Here is a 16,038-nt window from a genome sequence, read left to right on the forward strand (position 1 = left end):
CAGCCCCGATGCGACCGCCTCAAATGCTGGATGAACTGCGCCGAATGTCGGCACGCGTCGGCAGGAATATCCTGCTGGTGCAAGGCGCCGGCGGCAATTCGTCGGTCAAGGATGGCGACGTGCTGTGGGTGAAGGCGTCGGGTACCTGGCTCGCCGATGCCGAGGACAAGGAGATTTTCGTGCCGGTCGCCTTGTCGGCCGCGCGCGCGGCGCTGCTGCATGGCGACGAACGCGTGCCGCTGGCGCCGAACGCCGGGACGACGCTGCGCGCCTCGATCGAGACCTCGCTGCATGCCCTGATGCCGCACCGGATCGTGCTGCACGTCCATTCCGTCAACACCATCGCATGGGCGGTGCGCACCGACGCCCGCGACGAATTTGCCCGGCGCCTGGACGGACTGGCCTGGCGTTACCTCGACTATCGCCACCCGGGGCTGCCGCTCGCGCGCGCGGTTAGCGCGGCGATCGCCGATGATACGGTGGACGTCCTGATCCTCGGCAATCACGGCCTGGTGGTCGGTGCGGCTAGCTGCGACGCCGCCGAGGCTTTGGTCGCCGAGGTCGAGCAACGTCTCGCCCTCGAGCAGCGTAGCGCGCCGGCGGCAGATCATGACGCCCTCCGCACGATCTGCGTGGGCACCAACTATCGTCTGCCGCGGGATCCTCGCGGCCACGACATTGCCACCGACCGTTACAGCCGCGCGATCGCGACCAGCGGCTCGTTGTATCCTGATCACGTCGTCTTCCTCGGCCCGGGCCTGCCGGTCCTGGAACATCGCGAGAAGCTGAGCGCCATGATCGCGCAGACCACCGCGAACGGACTGCCGCCGCCGGTGGCGCTCCTCGTTCCCGACCTCGGCAGCCTTATCCGCGAGGATGCGAGCGACGGCGCGGAAGCCATGCTGAGCTGTCTCGCATTGGTCACCTGCCGCCTGCCCCTGACCGCACGGGTCAACTATCTGACCGCAGAGAACGAGCATGCGCTGCTGAATTGGGACGCCGAGCGCTATCGCCAGCAACTGACGGCCGATCGCTGATCGACAGAGACGTTCGTCGCTTCATCCCTTCTCGGCGGAAAGAAACAGGCGATAGGCCGGATTTTCGCTCTCGTTCCAATAGGGATAGCCGAGCGCATCCAGCGCCTGAACGAACCGGGCGCGCTCGTGAGGCTTGACCTCGATCCCCGCCAGGATGCGTCCATAGTCGGCGCCGTGATTGCGATAGTGGAACAGCGAAATATTCCAGTCGGGCGCCAGGCTCTCGAGGAATTTCAGCAGCGCGCCCGGACGCTCCGGAAACTCGAAGCGGTAGATGACCTCGTCCTTGAGCAGCGGAGCGCGACCGCCCACCATGTAGCGCACATGGTCCTTGGCCATCTCGTTCTCGCTCAAATCGAGGATCGGATAGCCTTCGCGCCGAAGCAGCTCCATGACCTCCCGCTTCTCGGCCTCGCCGCGGCTCAGCGCGATGCCGACGAACAGTTGCGCCGGCGCGGTGGTCTCGGCAAAGCGGTAGTTGAATTCCGTGATCGCGCGCGAGCCGAGGATGCGGATGAAGTGCCGATAGCTGCCCGGCTTCTCCGGCACGGTCACGGCAAGCAGCGCCTCGCGATGTTCGCCGACCTCGGCGCGGTCGGCAATGGTACGCAGCCGGTCGAAATTCAGATTGGCCCCGCTGTTGACGGCAATCAGACTCCCGTCACTGAGCGCGCCGCGCTCGGCGTAGGCCTTGAGGCCGGCCAGCGCCAATGCGCCGGACGGTTCGGCAACCGATCGCACGTCGTCGAAGATATCCTTGATGGCGGCGCACATGGCATCGGTGTCCACCGTGACGACCTCGTCGAGCAGGTCGCGGCAGAGCCGGAAGGTCTCGGTTCCAACCTTGCGAACGGCGACGCCGTCGGCGAACAGTCCGACCTGATCCAGCGCGACGACGTTGCCCTTGGCGAGCGCGGCCGCCATCGACGCGGCGTCCGCCGGCTCGACGCCGACGACCTTGATCGACGGGTTGAGGAATTTCACGAAGGCGGCCACGCCGGCCGCCAGTCCGCCTCCGCCGATCGGCACGAAGATCGCCTCGATCGGATCGGGATGCTGGCGCAGGATCTCCATCCCGACCGTTCCCTGGCCGGCGATCACATCGGGATCGTCGAACGGATGCACAAAGGTCAAGCCACGCGCAGCCTCGATCTCCCTGGCCTTGGTTTGCGCGTCGTCGAACGTATCGCCATGCAGGACAACGTCACCGCCCAAGCGCCGGACGGCCTCGACCTTGATGGCGGGCGTCGTCCTCGGCATCACGATCGTCGCCGGAATGCCGAGCTTGCGCGCCGACAGCGCCACGCCCTGCGCATGATTGCCCGCCGACGCGCAGATCACGCCCAGCCTGCGCTGCGCGTCCGGCAGCCTGACGATCTTGTTGTAGGCACCGCGAAGCTTGAACGAGAAGATCGGCTGGAAGTCTTCCCGCTTCAGCAACACCGTGCGCGACAATCGTTCGGAGAGCCGCGGCATCGGGTCGAGCGGCGTCTCGACCGCCACGTCGTAGACCCGTGCGGTCAGGATGCTTTGGGCGTAGTCGTGGAGCGCGTTAGCGGTCATCGGGTCGCTTCTGTCGATGGGGAGGCAATCGATATCGGTTGCACCTTACCATCGTCGGCGCCGACCCGGCGAGCGGACGGCACGGAGCCGCCGCTGCATCCAGTTCGAAGCATCGCATGAGGGGAGGCTGGCGTGAAGCAAAGACCGCCGCTGCCAAAATATCGAAAACAACCCCATGCACAGTAGCCGGCGGCGGCCAGACTCGACCGAGCCACTTGACACGTCGGGCAACTCAGGGGTACATTTCTAGTATTCCGAATATTGCCAAACGCCTCCAGCGCTGCGGCTGAATCCGTGGCTTAGCCAAAATACCGCCCTGCACTGACCGCTTCAGGCCATGGGACGGGCCGAATTCCACCCCCTGCCATGGTCACCGGGCGCTTCCCAGCCCGATTCGGAGACGATCAGCGTGTCCTCGAGCTTGATGTAGCCGCGCGTTGGATGCAGCAGCGCGGTCTCGATCGAGATCACCATCCCGCGTTCGAGCGGCCGATCAGCGTCAGACGGCGAATAAGGCACCGGACCTGTCGCAGTCAGGCGCGGCGCTTCGTGGCTGACGAGCCCGATGCCGTGTGCGGTGAAGTCGAGCACGGCGCGATGCGGCGAGGCTTTGACGGCCGCCTCGCCCGCCGCGATGATGTCGCCACCCATGGCGCCCGGCCGGATCGCGCGCCGGGCCAACTGCTGGACGTCCTCGATTTCCTGCAGCAACTCGCGCAGCTCGCTGTCGGGTTCACCCAGGATGCCCATGCGGCTGAGGTCACCGATATAGCCCCGGTAGTTTCCGCCGGAATCGATCGAGATCACGTCGCCTTGCACGAGACGCTGGCTGGAAGGCGCGCGGTTATGGCTCTTGCCCGCGGCAATCAGGCAATATTCGAAGACCAGATCGCGCTCCTGCTCCTCGCGGCGCAGATGGGCGACGACGTCGTGCTTGGTCATGCCCGGTGCGCAGCCACTGAACGTGGCCATCATCGCGTCGACGACCCGTTCGGAAGCCTCTCTGATGAGGTCCAGTTCGGCGGGAGACTTTACGGCACGCAGACGTTCCAGCGTGAAATGGACCTCGCGGAACTCGACGTCGCCAAGGCCGGCATGCAGATGATCCCTGGCATCGGCCGGCAGGAAGCCTGCCTCGATGCCGATGCGCCTGGCGGAGCCAGCGAGCTTCCTCACATGATCGATGACGAGGCCGATCGCATCGATCGTTCCCCACGCCTCCGCCTTGACAATCGGCGTCCATATCCGTCCGAGCGCGTGCTCGAACTTTTCCATGCGGTTGCCGATGTAGGCGGAATTTTCCGGGTGTCCTTTCTGATAGACGAACACCGGCAGATAGCGGCTGGTGCCGATTGCCTCCATGACGTCGAAGAAGAAGAAGCGATATCCACCGAGCAGATACTGCACATTGTGACGCGAGGTGACGATCAGGACGTCGAGCCCCGCTTCATCCATCAGCCGATCGAGCTTTGCAGTATCGAACGGCGCCGCCGTTGCGATCGTGTCGAAAGCGTTGTCCATGGTATGACCTTTCGTCTTTCACTGTCCCGCGGCCGGTTTTGCGGCCAGCGATTTCGGTGCGGCGCTCGCGCCCGCGTTTTCGCCAAACAGAACCACCGGGCGCCCGTGCGGCTCGACGCCGAGGAACGTAAAGGCAAGGCCGATCAGGAGGCCCGCGCCGGCAAGAAAGCAGAACGCCGGCGTCACCGCCGCGGCGGTCGCACTTGGATGCACGAGATTATCCGCGCCGGCGATCAATGCGAGACACAGGGGACCTACGATCTTGCCGATCCCATTCGAGAGCTGGGCAAGGCCGACTGCGCGTCCCGAGAGCTGAACCGGGAAGATTTCCGCCGGATAGGGTCCGATGTTCGAAAATCCGCCATCGAAGAACACGGCGCCGACGATCAGGAAGACCAGGAACAACGGTACCGAGCCGGCAAAGTCGTTGTGAAAATAGGCGGCGAGCGCCAGCGACGCCGCGGTGCCGTAGCCCATCAACTGACCACAGGGCTTGCGGCCGATCCGATGGGCGAGGAAGGCGAAGCCGGTCCGGCCGAGCACGCCGGCGAGGCTGACATAGATGAACATCTTTGCCGCATCCTGGGGCGCGACGCCGAGCAGAAGCGCCACGATCGTCGGCCCCCACAGGAACACGCCGTAATTCGCCGTGCTGGCGCCGAACCAGATCAGGACCGTCAGCCAGAAGCGCCGCTGCTCGGCAAAGAGATCGGCAAATGTCGCCGGGCTCGCCGGCGGCAGCGCAGGCAGCACGAAGGACTCGCCACCGACCCGGTAGAGTTTCCGGATGCTCGCCTGCGCCTCGCGCACGCGGCCCTTGCTGATGAGCCAGCGCGGCGATTCCGGCATGATGATCATGGTCAGAATTCCGAGGAGGATCGGCAGGAAGCCGACCGCCGCCAATCCGCGCCAGCCGACCAGCGGCAGCAGGAAGCTCGCCGTCACCGATGCCGACAGCACGCCAAAGGCGACCGGGACGACCACGAGACTCGTGACCAGCGTGCGATGGCGGGTCGGTGCGAATTCGACGATGGCAGGAACCGCCGCCGCCGCGCCGGCGGCAAGGCCGAAGCCGACGAAGAAGCGCAGGATCGCAAACGCAACCCAGCCGTCTTCCGGAATGAACGCGATCGCACCCGAGGTCAGGCCGCAGAGCAGAACGCCGGATATCGCCAGCGGCTTGCGCCCGAAACGATCCGCGAGGACGCCCGCGACGAACGCCCCCAGCATCGCCCCGATGCCGGCGCTCATCAGCATGATCGAGGTCTGCCCGAACGTCAGGTGCCATTTCGGCGCCAGCACCGAGACCAGAAATCCGACCACAAAGAAATCGAAGAAATCGACCACGCCGGTGACGGCGAAGATGATGATCGATAGCCAATAGCGCGTCGTTACCGGCGCTTCGTCGAACGGCACTGCGCTCGTTTGCTCCGCCATGGTCTCCCCCTGTTGTTGTCAAGCCGCCTTCTTGTTTGAATTCAGAAATGCCGTCATCGCCTCCGCCACCCGCTCGGGGGCCTGGATCGACGCGACATGGCCGACGCCTGCGATGGTCCTGGTCTCGACGCGGGCAAGATCGCAGGCGAGCGCAAATGTTTCCGCATTCGGGATCAGCCGGTCATCACCGCCCGCCAGCAAGAGCGTCGGGCGATCAAAGCCGGTCAGATCGGCGGCGACAGGCTGCGCAAGCAAGGCGCCGCGGCGCGCCTTCTGGCCCTCGTCGCGGCTGGAGCCGCGGAAGATCTCGATCAGTTCGGGTCGCGCCCGCAGATAAGCCGGCGGGAAGAAGAACTCGGCAATCTTCGATGCGTTGGCGATGGTGTCCGCACGGTAAGAAGCGAGCTTGCGGAAGACATCCGCATTGACGTCGAGCGGGCTTCTGTTGACCTTCCAGGTGCTGCTCAGGATCAGGCGGTCGATGCGATCGGGATGACGGGCCGCCAGCACCTGCGCGATCTGCCCACCCAGCGAGGTTCCGAAGACATGGGCAAGATCGTAACCGAGCCCTCCGATCAAGGCCGCGGCGTCGCCGGCCAAATCGGCCAGCGAATAGGACGACGGAGGGTTTCGGGTGGCACCGGAGTCGCGCTGGTCATAGGCGATCACCGTGAAGTTCGCCGCAAGGACAGGCGCAAGGCCGTCGAACATCGCATGATCAGCCTCGCCGCCATGCAGCAGCACGATCGGCTCGCCGCGCCCGGTTTTCTCAAACGCCGTGACGATGCCGTTGGATTCGAACGATTGCATCGGTGTCCCCGCTAATGCAGCAGCGTTGAAAGCGCGCCGGCCAATTCCTTCGCCGGATCCGACGGCAGCCACGGCATCCGCCAGGCCACATGGCCATCGGGGCGCACCAGCACGGCGCCACGCATGCCGAGCTGGAATCCGTCCGCCGGATCGGTTGACGGCAACTGTTTCAGCGAGAGCGGCAAGGCGGTCTTCTCCGACACCTGCTTCCCCGCCTCCAGCCACTCGCTGCCGAGTGGCCCCGTGACGACGGTGAACTGCTTGTCGAACCAGTCGAGCGTCGATTTCTTGCGCGAAGGCTCGAGCCACATGTGCGGAAATCGCGCGCCGGGACGATCCGTCGGCGTGTAGTAGCGGGAGTTCAACGCTTTCGCGACGGTGCCATCGGGGATCACCGCGCCCTCCTCGTAATTGTGACCGAGGTTCTGCCCGATGCTGTGCAGGTGATTGTCCATGTCGTTGATCCAGAACCTGATCCGGTCCGGATCGCGCGATCGCACGGCGTCGTCGGTCAGCCCGAATCTCAGCCGATTGCCGTAGCTGAAATTGGCATTGGATTGCGCGATCGGACGTCGCTCGCTGGAATAGCTGTCGAGCAGCTTTTCGTCCGCAAAGCCCTTCAGCACGAAGGCCAGCTTCCACGCGAGGTTATGCGCGTCCTGAACGCCGGAGTTCAGGCCGAAGCCGCCGGTCGGCGGAAAGCGGTGTGCGCAGTCTCCGACCAGAAACACCCGGCCCTTTCGAAAGGTCTCGGCCACCTGCATGCTGACGCGCCAGATCGAGCGGTTCAAAAGCGTGACATCGAGATCGGGAACGCCGACATGGCCGCGCGCGATCTCGATGAACTCCTGGTCGGTCCACGGCCGCTCGCGATCGTCCTTGGTCAGGCCGATTTGCGTCACCGTCAGCCAGCGATCCCGGCCATTGGTGTTCAGGATGCCGGCGCGCGGCAGGTCGGGCTTGTCCGGGACGATGATGAAGCCTGCGGCCTCGCGCGCGATCGGCAGCCGCGACAGATCGGCACGCCAATACTCGTTCGACATCACCGCAAGCGTCGAGGGCCCGACCATCTCGATCCCGGCGCTGCGCCGCGTCTGGCTGCCTGCACCATCGGCGGCGATCAGGTAAGTCGCCGTCCAATGGGTCACCTCGCCGGTCTTTTCGCACCGTGTCGTGACGTTGACGCCGCTGTTGGTCTCCTCGAACGATTCGCAGGACGTGTTGAACAGCACCGTGGCGTGTTTGGACTTCTCGACCACCCGCAGGATTTCCTCCTCGACGGCGTCCTGGGCGACCAGGCTCTTCCAGGCGGGGGTATGACCGACATTCGGTTCGGGACGGGTGCGGCCGAACTCGTGGCCCGCGATGCTGTCGAGGAACACGAACATGTCGGAATTGTCCTGCAGACCGCGGTCGCGGATCGCCTGCTCGATCCCCCACTGCCGAAAGATCTCCATGGTGCGGACCCAGCAGCCGCGCGACTTGGGATGATCCGTCGTCGTCGGGCTCTTCTCGACCACCACGCAGTCGATGCCGAAGCGATCGAGCAGCAGCGACATCGCAAGGCCGACCGGCCCGCCGCCGGCAATGAATACGGACGTCTGGCGTGCCTCATCGGTGGCGATGCCCATCCTCGTCTCTCCTCCGTTTGATCGTTGCGAGGAGACTGCGCCTTTTTTGGTATCTCACAAGAATATGTTTGATATGGTATCCATCTCGATTTGAGATGGAGCGCCCGTCATGGACCTGCGGCAGATCCGCTATTTCGTCGCCGTCGCCGAGCGTGGCGGCTTTGCCGCCGCAGCGAGCACGCTGAACGTCGCCCAGTCGGCACTCAGCCGCCACGTCAAGGAACTCGAGGAGGAATTGGGCGGCGCCCTGCTCGAACGCGGCGCGCGCGGTGTCTCGGTCACGGAATCCGGCAAGGTGCTGCTCGCGCGCGGGCGCTGGCTGCTCGGCACGATCGACGACATCAAGGCCGAGGTGCGCACGGAAAATCGGGAGCCGAGCGGTACGGTGCGGATCGGCGCGCCACCGAGCCTCGGCGATATCCTCTACCCGCCGCTGGCCCAGGCCTTCGTCAAGCAATTTCCACGCGTGCGGCTCGAGTTGAGTGAGGGCCTGACGGAAAGCGCATCCGAGCGCCTGCTGCGCGGTGAGCTCGATCTGGCGATCGTGACGACGCCATCCCCCAACGACCATCTCGACTATGAAACGCTGGTCGTCGAGCAGGTGTTCCTGATCGGGCCGTCGCGCGACCCGTTGCTGAAGCGCGGCCGGCTGACCCGCAAGGAGTTCGACGCCTTGCCGTCCGCGGTGGCCCCGCTCAGCCGCAACCCATTCCCGTCGACCATGCTCTGCGCGGTGCGGGTCGATAACAGCACACCGATGAAACGCATGGTGGCATCTGGCCTCGGCTACGCGCTGCTACCATTCTCCGGCATTCACCAGGAGGTGGCTGCCGGGGTGCTGTCGGCGGCGCTGTTGCCGTGGATGCGCGCCGAGCGCGTGCTGGCGCTGCCGCGCGGACGGCCCGTGAGCCGGGCCACGCGTGAAGCGATTGCCGCGCTGAAGAAGATCTGCCGCGCTTTGATCGACGCGGGAATTATTCTGACAGCGCCGGCGCGCAAGAGCTAAACCCGCCGCTCCACGCAAGCGGTCTGCTCATTCCTCGCTGTAGCCCGACGCACGGGCCGTATCCGTTGCGTCCGGCTGCAGCTTCCGATCGACCAATCCGTCTTGACCATGGTTGTCATGACAACTATAGAGTCATTCCAAGATTGGCGATCAAGCCGGCTGTTCCCGCCGTGAAAAGACGCGAGCCGTGAGCGGCTCTGCGAGCGACTTTTCGCGGCCGGCGGTTAGTCGAAGGGAGGACGTTATGAACGCTGCTTCGCAGACCCACGCGGCAAGGCTGAGCGAGATTTCCCGGCTCATCGACGACCGCCCCGGCGAACGCATCTTTGAAGTCGATCGCCGGATCTTCACCGATCCGGACGTGTTCGACGTCGAGCTGCGATATGTCTTCGAGGCCACGTGGAATTTCATCGGCCTGGAATCCCAGGTCGCTCGGCCCAACGATTTCGTCACCACCCATATCGGCCGGCATCCAATTCTGGTGATGCGGAGCGCTGAGGGCAAAGTCGGCGCCTTCCTCAACACCTGCCGGCATCGCGGAACGATCGTCTGCCCGTTCAAGCAGGGCCGGCAGAAATTCCATGTCTGCCGTTATCACGGCTGGGCCTACGACTCGGGCGGGCGCAACATCTCCGTGACGGAGGAAGCGAGCGGGCAGTATCCGCCGTCGTTCTCGAACAGCAATCACGACCTTCTTCCGGTCGCGCGGCTGGGCTCGTATCGCGGATTCCTGTTCGCGAGCCTCTCGGCCGACGTTCCGCCGCTGGAAGAATTTCTCGGCGACACCCGCGCGTTCCTCGACCTCATCATCGATCAGAGCGACAGCGGTGAGGTCGAATTCGTGCCGGGCGCCAGCACCTACACGTTCGATGGAAACTGGAAGCTGCAGTTCGAGAACGGGCTCGACTACTATCACTTCGCGACCACACACAGCTCCTACGTCGATATCCTGAAGAAGCGCAATGCAAGCGCCGGACCGGATGCCGGATTCACCGCGGAGCCGGAAGGCGAGCAGGAAGGGCAAGGCAGCTTCAGCTTCGATTACGGTCACGCCGTCAACTGGTCGATCAAGCGCACGCAGCTCTATGGCCGGCCGCTCGGCATGGATCCGGCGGGTCTCGACGCCGTGCGGCAGCGCGTCGGCAGCACCCGCGCCAAATGGATGCTGCGCCAGCGCAACCTCACGATTTTTCCGAACCTGCAGGTCATCGACATCCTGTCGGCGCAGGTGCGAACCTGGCGGCCGCTGGCACCCGACAAGACCGAGATGGTGTCGCATTGCCTTGCTCCGGTCGGCGAAAGTGCCGCGGCGCGCACGCTTCGTATTCGCAACTACGAAGACTTCTTCAATGCCTCCGGGCTGGCAAGCTCGGACGACAACGTCATGTATGAGTTCTGCCAGACCGGCTATGACGCGACGACCGCCGCGCCCACGCAAGGTTATCTGCGCGGCATCGCGGAGGTCGGCCACGGCGAGAGCGCGCACACGCGCGAGCTCGGCATCACCCCTTCCGAATGGTCGTTCGGCCCCACCAGCTTCGGCGGCGAGACGAATTTCCATCCCGGGTATCGCGAGTGGCGCAGGCTGCTGCAGCACGCTGCCGGGGAGACGGCGTGATGGCGGCCGACGCAATCAAGCAAACCGATGCCCGCGCGGTCGCAGCCGCGGTCATCTTTCGCGAGGCCCGCCTGCTCGACACCGGCGAATGGGCCGACTGGGTCGCGATGTACAGCGAGGATGCCGTCTATTGGGTGCCGGCCTGGCTCGACGAGTACACCACCACCAATGATCCCGACACGCAGGTCTCGTTGCTCTACCACGATGCGCGGCGCGGACTGGAAGAGCGGATCGCGCGCATCGAGTCGCGCAAATCGATCACCGCGCTGCCGCTGCCGCGCACCGTGCACCAGATCTCGAACCTGGAAGCGTGGGAAACCGGCGCCGATCAGATCACCTGCCATTCGGTGTTCTCGGTCCACGTCTACGACCCGCGCATGGCCAAGGAACATCTGCGGCACGGGCGCTACGAGCACACGCTGCGGCGTGACGGCGAGACCTGGAAGATCGCGCGCAAGGTCATCACGCTGGTCAACGACCGCGTCCCGACCGTGCTCGATTTCTACAGCATTTGAGAGGGCACATGACGGACGATCAGGGAACCTGGCACGAAGCGGCCGCACTCAGCGCGCTGAACGAAGGCGAGCCGTACGGCATCGAAATCGGCCGCCACCACATCGCGCTCTATCGCGTCGGCAATGAGTACTACGCCACGAGCAACATCTGCACGCATGCGGAGGCGCTGCTGTCCGACGGCATTCTGGACGGCTGCGAGATCGAATGCCCGCTGCATATGGGCCGCTTCGACATCAGGACCGGCGAGGCGCTGACCAGCCCGGTCGAGATCGACATCCGGACCTATCCGGTCCGCGTGGCGCGCGACAGGCTCGAAGTCTGCCTGCCCGCATAAGACAACCATCAAAAATCAAGAATCGGGGGAAACAGGGATGACCGAAGTCGTGATGGACAAGGCGGCGATAACGACCGCCGATCCGCAGATCGAACGCACCACAATCCGCAAGGTCGCGCTGCGCCTGATGTGGTTCGTGATGGCGATGTATTTCCTCGCCATTCTCGACCGCGGAAACATCTCCTTTGCCGCGCTGCAGATGAACAAGGAGCTCGGGCTCAATGCCGAGAAGTTCGGCATCGCGGTCGGCATCATGTACTTCACCTATTCCATCTTCGAGATCCCGAGCAATCTCATCCTCAGCAAATACGGCGCGCGCGTCACGCTGACGCGGATCGCGATCCTGTGGGGCATCGCCACGATGCTGATGGCATTCACGCAGGGTCCGCTCAGCCTCTATGCATTCCGCGGCTTCCTCGGATTTGCCGAGTCCGGCCTGTTTCCCGGGGTGATGCTGCTGCTGAGCCTCTGGTTTCCATTCAGCTACCGCGCCCGCTACAACGCGATGTTCAACTATGCGGTGCCGATCTCCTATATCTTCGCCTCGCTGATCTCCGGCGCGATCCTCGAGCTGAACGGGGTGTTCGGCATCTCGGGTTGGAAATGGCTGTTCATCCTCGAAGGCCTGCCGCCCGTCATTCTCGGGATCGTCGGCATCTTCTATCTGACCGACCGCCCGCAGCAGGCGAGCTGGCTGTCGACGGCGCAGCGCAACTGGCTGACCAGCGCGCTGGAGCGCGACGCCAAGGCGACCGGGGTGGTGCATGCCGAAGGCGTGCTCAGGACCATCACCAAGCCGATGGTGCTGCTGTTCGGCCTGTGCAATTTCGGCCTGTTCTGCGGCCTGGCTTCGCTGTTTCCCTGGCTGCCGCAAATCATCAAGTCGTTCGGGCTGCCGAATTCACAGGTCGGTTTCGTGACCGCGATCCCGCCCGTCGCCGGCCTGATCGGCATGATCGCGTTGTCGCGGCACTCCGACCATGTCGGTGAGCGCTTCTATTATGCGGCCATGACCTTCGTGATCGCAGCGGCCGGCTTCGCGATGGCGGCCTTTTCAACATCGCCGGTTTGGATCATCATCGGATTCATGGTTGCCAATGTCGGTGTCTATGGTACGCAGGCCGTGTTCTGGACTATTCCCCAGTCCTACATGTCGCGGCAGAGCGCGCCGGGCGCGATCGGCCTGGTCAGCACCATCGGCAGCATCGGAGGCGCCACCATCCCGATCGTGATCGGACGCGCCAAGGACGCCTCGGGCAGTTTCACCACCGGATTCCTCGTGGTAACAGGCGTTCTCCTGGTCGCGGCGGCGTTGGTCCTGATCGCGCGCACTCAACTCGTGAAAGAATGAAGAGCCGGACTGGCGCAAACCGCAACAGAGCCCCTGACCCGCGCCGCGCCGCGCAAGGGAACACGGGCTCGGAGCTGGTGATCGATTTCGAACGTTACGTGCCCACGGTGCTGTCCAGCCTGGTCGCGAAGTTGCGCGCCAATGCCAATGCCTTCTTCCCGCAAGCCTACGGCGTATCGCTCGCGGAATGGCGGGTGCTGTCCTTTCTCAGGGAGCATGAACCGGCAAGCGCCTACGACATCTGGACCAATGCGCAACTGGACAAGGCCGTCGTCAGCCGCGAGACGGCCTCGCTGAAGAAAAAGGGCCTGATCGAGCTGACGCCGGTGCGAGGCAACGCCCGGAACCGGACCGAGATTCGGCTGACAGCGCAAGGCGTGGCGCTGCTCGATCGCAGTCTGGATGAAATCCTGCGCCGGCACAGCAACCTCACGGCCGGCCTCGACGCCAAGGCGCTGGAGAGCTTCTTCCGGGTCGTGGCGCATATCGAGCACCGCATTCCCCACATGGCCGACCAGACCTCGAACGCCGTGCCGGCCCATGCGCCGGTCAAACGCATTGCGAAGCGGAGGCCGCCGACCGGCGCCTAGCAACACTTGTCCGGTGAGGAACCCGCGTAATTTATGTTTCAGTAAGCAAGTTGTAGCTAGGATCGATCAGTGAGTTGCGTATGGGAGACTTCCAGTGATCGACTTTGACGAACTTCGTAGTATCGCCGCGGATGTTCGTATCTTTATCGACGCGTCGGAAGACAAGGGTGGCGCCTTGAAGGCCATCATCGAGGCCTACGACGTCGTTCTGGGGATTTTCCCGGCCGGCCAGGGAATGGATCTTCACGTGGTCAAGGGCAACGAGGTCCTCAATCATATCGCGCAGACCCAGGCCTCGTCGGGCTTTACCCACACCGCCATCGCATTCCAGACCCGTGAGCAGGCTGTTGCGCTTCAGCAACTGATGGCCGCCTAGCCACCGGCGTTACGCGCCCCTGTTGCGGGGGCGGCCGAAACGATCGCATCGGCGATCACGCAATCTCGATCAACGACCGAAGCGGCCCTGGAAGATCGAGGGTCGGATCTAATTTCCTCTCCCTGCATCTCAGGGCACCGGTAGATCAAGCAACGGTTGCTGAACCGCGTTGCGCAGCCGTTCGGCATGGTACTGCGCGACACAATCCCAGGGGTACTCGACCAGGAAATCGGCAATGCGCAGCGCCGCCGCGGCGGGCTCCGCGTACCGGATCGAACTGTAGACGGCTTCCCAGCGCGCGCAGAACGTCAGCTCCGAATCGCCGCGTTCGCCGCACAGCTCGTAGACCGTGATCGCGTCGGCAAAGCCCTTCGGCCGGATCTGGTCGACGCTGCGGAACGCGAATCTGTGTTCGGCACGCGCCTTCACGGCTGCACTCACCAGGACCTGCGTGCCGTAGTTCTTGTTGAGGCCTTCGAGACGCGAGGCCAGATTGATGGTGGCGCCGAGCGCGGTGTAGCTCATGCGGGCGGCGGAGCCGACATTGCCGACCACGGCATCGCCGAGATGCAGGCCGAACCGCGTGCCATAGGCCGGCCAGCCTTCGCTGCGGAAAGCCCGGTTGAGCTCGGCATTGCGGTGAACGCAGTCCAGCACGGCCTCGCAGGCATGAACGACGTGATCGGGATCCTCGTCCGGCGCGTTCCACAGTGCCATCACGGCGTCGCCGATGAACTTGTCGATGGTGCCATGGTGTTTCATGATCGCCTCCGACATCGCGGCGAAATAACGCGAGGTGAAGATCATGACTTGCGAGGGGTCCGCCTTCTCGGTCTTCGCGGTGAAGTCGGCGACGTCGGTGAAGAGAACCGTGACCTCGCGCCTGATGCCGCCGAGCTGCAGCGAGGCTCCGGACTGCATCAGCTGACGGACGATCGGCTGCGGAATGAAGCTTGAGAAGTTGCGTACGACGGTGCGCATCGTAAACACCGAGCGGCCCAGTTCATCGATCTCGTCGATGGCCGATTGCATCCGCGGCCGGTCGGCGAGCTGAAAGCGCTGGATCTCGTCGGTCTGCCGCGCCAGCTCGCGCAGCGATCGGGCGAGCAGCGAGCCGAGCCAGAACGCGAAAGGGAGCATCGCGATCACAAAGCCGAGCGCGACGGCGAACAGCGCGCGCCGCTCCGAGATGATCTTGGCGAAAAACTCGTCGAGCGGGGCGACCACCGCGAGGTGGATGTTGGCCGCACCGGCCGTCTCGATGCGGTGAAAGGCCGCGACGAGGGTCCGTCCGTCGGCGTCGGTGAAGAACTGCTGGGCGAGCCCGTCGGTGCGCCAGGCCTGGATCGCCGCGGACAGGCCGGGAAGCTTGAGGACGTCGATCCGGGGCAGTGCGTCGCTGCGTTCCGTCATCAGCTCGCGCATCTCGGGATGGCCGACGATGCGGTCGGCGTCGTTGAACAGGAAGGCCAGCCCCGATTTTCCGAGCTTTTGCCGGCTCAGCATCTCCTCGAGGCGATTGAGCAGCAGGTCAGCGGCCACCACCCCGCGGCGGCCCTCCCTCAGCGGCGTGCGCAGCGTGTAGCCGGGCTCCCCGGTCGCGTAGAACACATAAGGCCCGGTGAGCAGCGTCTTGCGATCCTTTAAGGCATCGACATACCAGGGACGCCGCCGCGGGTCGTAGCTGTGCGGCCCCGCCACCTCGGCGACCTTGGTCAGGTTTTCCGACAGGAACAGCGTCACCGGTGCCGCGGCGGCCGCCCCGGAGCGGGCAATGACGACGACGCGGTAGACGGCGTCGGCGGCGACATTCAGCGCCGTGCGGAATTGCGGCTTGGCGCGATCGATGACGTCCATCTCAAGGAAGGAGCCGTCTTCGTACCCGACATAGAGGTTGAAGATCTGCGGATTGTTGCGCAGCATCGAGGCCAGCAGGGCGTAGAGCCTGACATTGTCGGCGACGTCGGCCTCCTGGATGGCCGGAATTCCTGCCAGGATCTCGAGGTTGTCGCGCACATTCTTGAACTGCGCGTCGATGCGATCGGCGCCGATTTGCCCCACCTTGTCGATGAAGGTGCTCGCGGCCATCTGCGTGATCGACGAGACCCGCCTGAAACTGAGATAGACCAGCGTCAGTCCGACCACCAGCACCGCGGCGATGACCACCGTGATGATCGAGGTGCGGAAGCCGATACGAACCGGCCCCCGGCCGGTCTCGCGCGCATCACTCATCGAGCTCGTCGTTCGC

At 64.4% G+C, this 16,038-nt stretch carries 14 protein-coding genes; 8 read left to right on the forward strand and 6 right to left on the reverse strand.

Going from position 1 to position 16,038, the window contains the following annotated elements:
- The first annotated feature begins 8 nt into the window (after window positions 1-8).
- Window positions 9-1,037, forward strand: coding sequence for a class II aldolase/adducin family protein (locus tag ACZBJS_RS10600; protein WP_253638969.1), 1,029 nt, complete (start codon window positions 9-11; stop codon window positions 1,035-1,037).
- A gap of 21 nt (window positions 1,038-1,058) precedes the next feature.
- Here the strand turns inward: ACZBJS_RS10600 and ilvA are convergent, their stop codons facing one another.
- From ilvA to ACZBJS_RS10625, 5 genes are all read right to left on the reverse strand, one after another.
- Window positions 1,059-2,600 (reverse strand): threonine ammonia-lyase, biosynthetic, encoded by a 1,542-nt coding sequence (ilvA, locus tag ACZBJS_RS10605; RefSeq protein WP_316396300.1) that lies wholly within the window; start codon window positions 2,598-2,600, stop codon window positions 1,059-1,061.
- A gap of 330 nt (window positions 2,601-2,930) precedes the next feature.
- Window positions 2,931-4,121 (reverse strand): M24 family metallopeptidase, encoded by a 1,191-nt coding sequence (locus tag ACZBJS_RS10610; protein WP_316396299.1) that lies wholly within the window; start codon window positions 4,119-4,121, stop codon window positions 2,931-2,933.
- 18 nt (window positions 4,122-4,139) lie between these two features.
- Entirely contained in the window at window positions 4,140-5,558 is a 1,419-nt protein-coding gene (locus tag ACZBJS_RS10615) for an MFS transporter (protein ID WP_316396298.1), read from the reverse strand.
- 18 nt (window positions 5,559-5,576) lie between these two features.
- Entirely contained in the window at window positions 5,577-6,368 is a 792-nt protein-coding gene (locus ACZBJS_RS10620) for an alpha/beta fold hydrolase (RefSeq protein WP_463438699.1), read from the reverse strand.
- An 11-nt stretch (window positions 6,369-6,379) separates the two neighbouring features.
- Window positions 6,380-7,999, reverse strand: coding sequence for an FAD-dependent monooxygenase (locus ACZBJS_RS10625; protein WP_316396297.1), 1,620 nt, complete (start codon window positions 7,997-7,999; stop codon window positions 6,380-6,382).
- Window positions 8,000-8,108: 109 nt separating this feature from the next.
- Between ACZBJS_RS10625 and ACZBJS_RS10630 the strand changes: the two genes are divergently transcribed.
- From ACZBJS_RS10630 to ACZBJS_RS10660, 7 genes are all read left to right on the forward strand, one after another.
- Window positions 8,109-9,005 carry a LysR family transcriptional regulator gene (locus ACZBJS_RS10630; RefSeq protein ID WP_316396296.1) on the forward strand — a complete coding sequence of 299 codons (897 nt, stop codon included), beginning with the start codon at window positions 8,109-8,111 and terminating at the stop codon, window positions 9,003-9,005.
- Between the two features lie 244 nt (window positions 9,006-9,249).
- Window positions 9,250-10,623 (forward strand): aromatic ring-hydroxylating oxygenase subunit alpha, encoded by a 1,374-nt coding sequence (locus ACZBJS_RS10635; protein ID WP_316396295.1) that lies wholly within the window; start codon window positions 9,250-9,252, stop codon window positions 10,621-10,623.
- Entirely contained in the window at window positions 10,623-11,138 is a 516-nt protein-coding gene (locus tag ACZBJS_RS10640) for an aromatic-ring-hydroxylating dioxygenase subunit beta (protein ID WP_076823774.1), read from the forward strand. Before ACZBJS_RS10635 ends, ACZBJS_RS10640 begins: the two co-directional genes overlap by 1 nt.
- 8 nt (window positions 11,139-11,146) lie before the next feature.
- Window positions 11,147-11,473 (forward strand): non-heme iron oxygenase ferredoxin subunit, encoded by a 327-nt coding sequence (locus ACZBJS_RS10645; protein ID WP_463438700.1) that lies wholly within the window; start codon window positions 11,147-11,149, stop codon window positions 11,471-11,473.
- 37 nt (window positions 11,474-11,510) lie between these two features.
- The gene (locus ACZBJS_RS10650) at window positions 11,511-12,824 is read left to right on the forward strand and encodes an MFS transporter (RefSeq protein ID WP_168856273.1); all 1,314 of its coding nucleotides are present in this window, start codon (window positions 11,511-11,513) and stop codon (window positions 12,822-12,824) included.
- Window positions 12,821-13,414, forward strand: coding sequence for a MarR family winged helix-turn-helix transcriptional regulator (locus ACZBJS_RS10655; RefSeq protein ID WP_463438701.1), 594 nt, complete (start codon window positions 12,821-12,823; stop codon window positions 13,412-13,414). Before ACZBJS_RS10650 ends, ACZBJS_RS10655 begins: the two co-directional genes overlap by 4 nt.
- A 94-nt stretch (window positions 13,415-13,508) precedes the next feature.
- Window positions 13,509-13,790 (forward strand): hypothetical protein, encoded by a 282-nt coding sequence (locus ACZBJS_RS10660; RefSeq protein WP_057021052.1) that lies wholly within the window; start codon window positions 13,509-13,511, stop codon window positions 13,788-13,790.
- A gap of 129 nt (window positions 13,791-13,919) precedes the next feature.
- On the opposite strand, the gene ACZBJS_RS10665 is transcribed toward ACZBJS_RS10660, so the two are convergent.
- Complete coding sequence (locus tag ACZBJS_RS10665) at window positions 13,920-16,022, reverse strand: adenylate/guanylate cyclase domain-containing protein (protein WP_316396293.1); 2,103 nt, start codon at window positions 16,020-16,022, stop codon at window positions 13,920-13,922.
- Window positions 16,023-16,038: the final 16 nt, after the last annotated feature.

The organism is Bradyrhizobium sp. KZN70725 (genome assembly GCF_055264925.1).

Excerpts from the sequence above, each read along its gene's own strand:
- ACZBJS_RS10620 (WP_463438699.1), bottom strand. The coding sequence starts at position 6,368 with ATGCAATCGTTCGAATCCAACGGCATCGTCACGGCGTTTGAGAAAACC.
- ACZBJS_RS10645 (WP_463438700.1), top strand. The coding sequence starts at position 11,147 with ATGACGGACGATCAGGGAACCTGGCACGAAGCGGCCGCACTCAGCGCG.
- ACZBJS_RS10665 (WP_316396293.1), bottom strand. The coding sequence starts at position 16,022 with ATGAGTGATGCGCGCGAGACCGGCCGGGGGCCGGTTCGTATCGGCTTC.
- ACZBJS_RS10630 (WP_316396296.1), top strand. The coding sequence starts at position 8,109 with ATGGACCTGCGGCAGATCCGCTATTTCGTCGCCGTCGCCGAGCGTGGC.
- ACZBJS_RS10635 (WP_316396295.1), top strand. The coding sequence starts at position 9,250 with ATGAACGCTGCTTCGCAGACCCACGCGGCAAGGCTGAGCGAGATTTCC.
- ilvA (WP_316396300.1), bottom strand. The coding sequence starts at position 2,600 with ATGACCGCTAACGCGCTCCACGACTACGCCCAAAGCATCCTGACCGCA.
- ACZBJS_RS10625 (WP_316396297.1), bottom strand. The coding sequence starts at position 7,999 with ATGGGCATCGCCACCGATGAGGCACGCCAGACGTCCGTATTCATTGCC.
- ACZBJS_RS10650 (WP_168856273.1), top strand. The coding sequence starts at position 11,511 with ATGACCGAAGTCGTGATGGACAAGGCGGCGATAACGACCGCCGATCCG.
- ACZBJS_RS10655 (WP_463438701.1), top strand. The coding sequence starts at position 12,821 with ATGAAGAGCCGGACTGGCGCAAACCGCAACAGAGCCCCTGACCCGCGC.
- ACZBJS_RS10600 (WP_253638969.1), top strand. The coding sequence starts at position 9 with ATGCGACCGCCTCAAATGCTGGATGAACTGCGCCGAATGTCGGCACGC.
- ACZBJS_RS10615 (WP_316396298.1), bottom strand. The coding sequence starts at position 5,558 with ATGGCGGAGCAAACGAGCGCAGTGCCGTTCGACGAAGCGCCGGTAACG.
- ACZBJS_RS10640 (WP_076823774.1), top strand. The coding sequence starts at position 10,623 with ATGGCGGCCGACGCAATCAAGCAAACCGATGCCCGCGCGGTCGCAGCC.
- ACZBJS_RS10610 (WP_316396299.1), bottom strand. The coding sequence starts at position 4,121 with ATGGACAACGCTTTCGACACGATCGCAACGGCGGCGCCGTTCGATACT.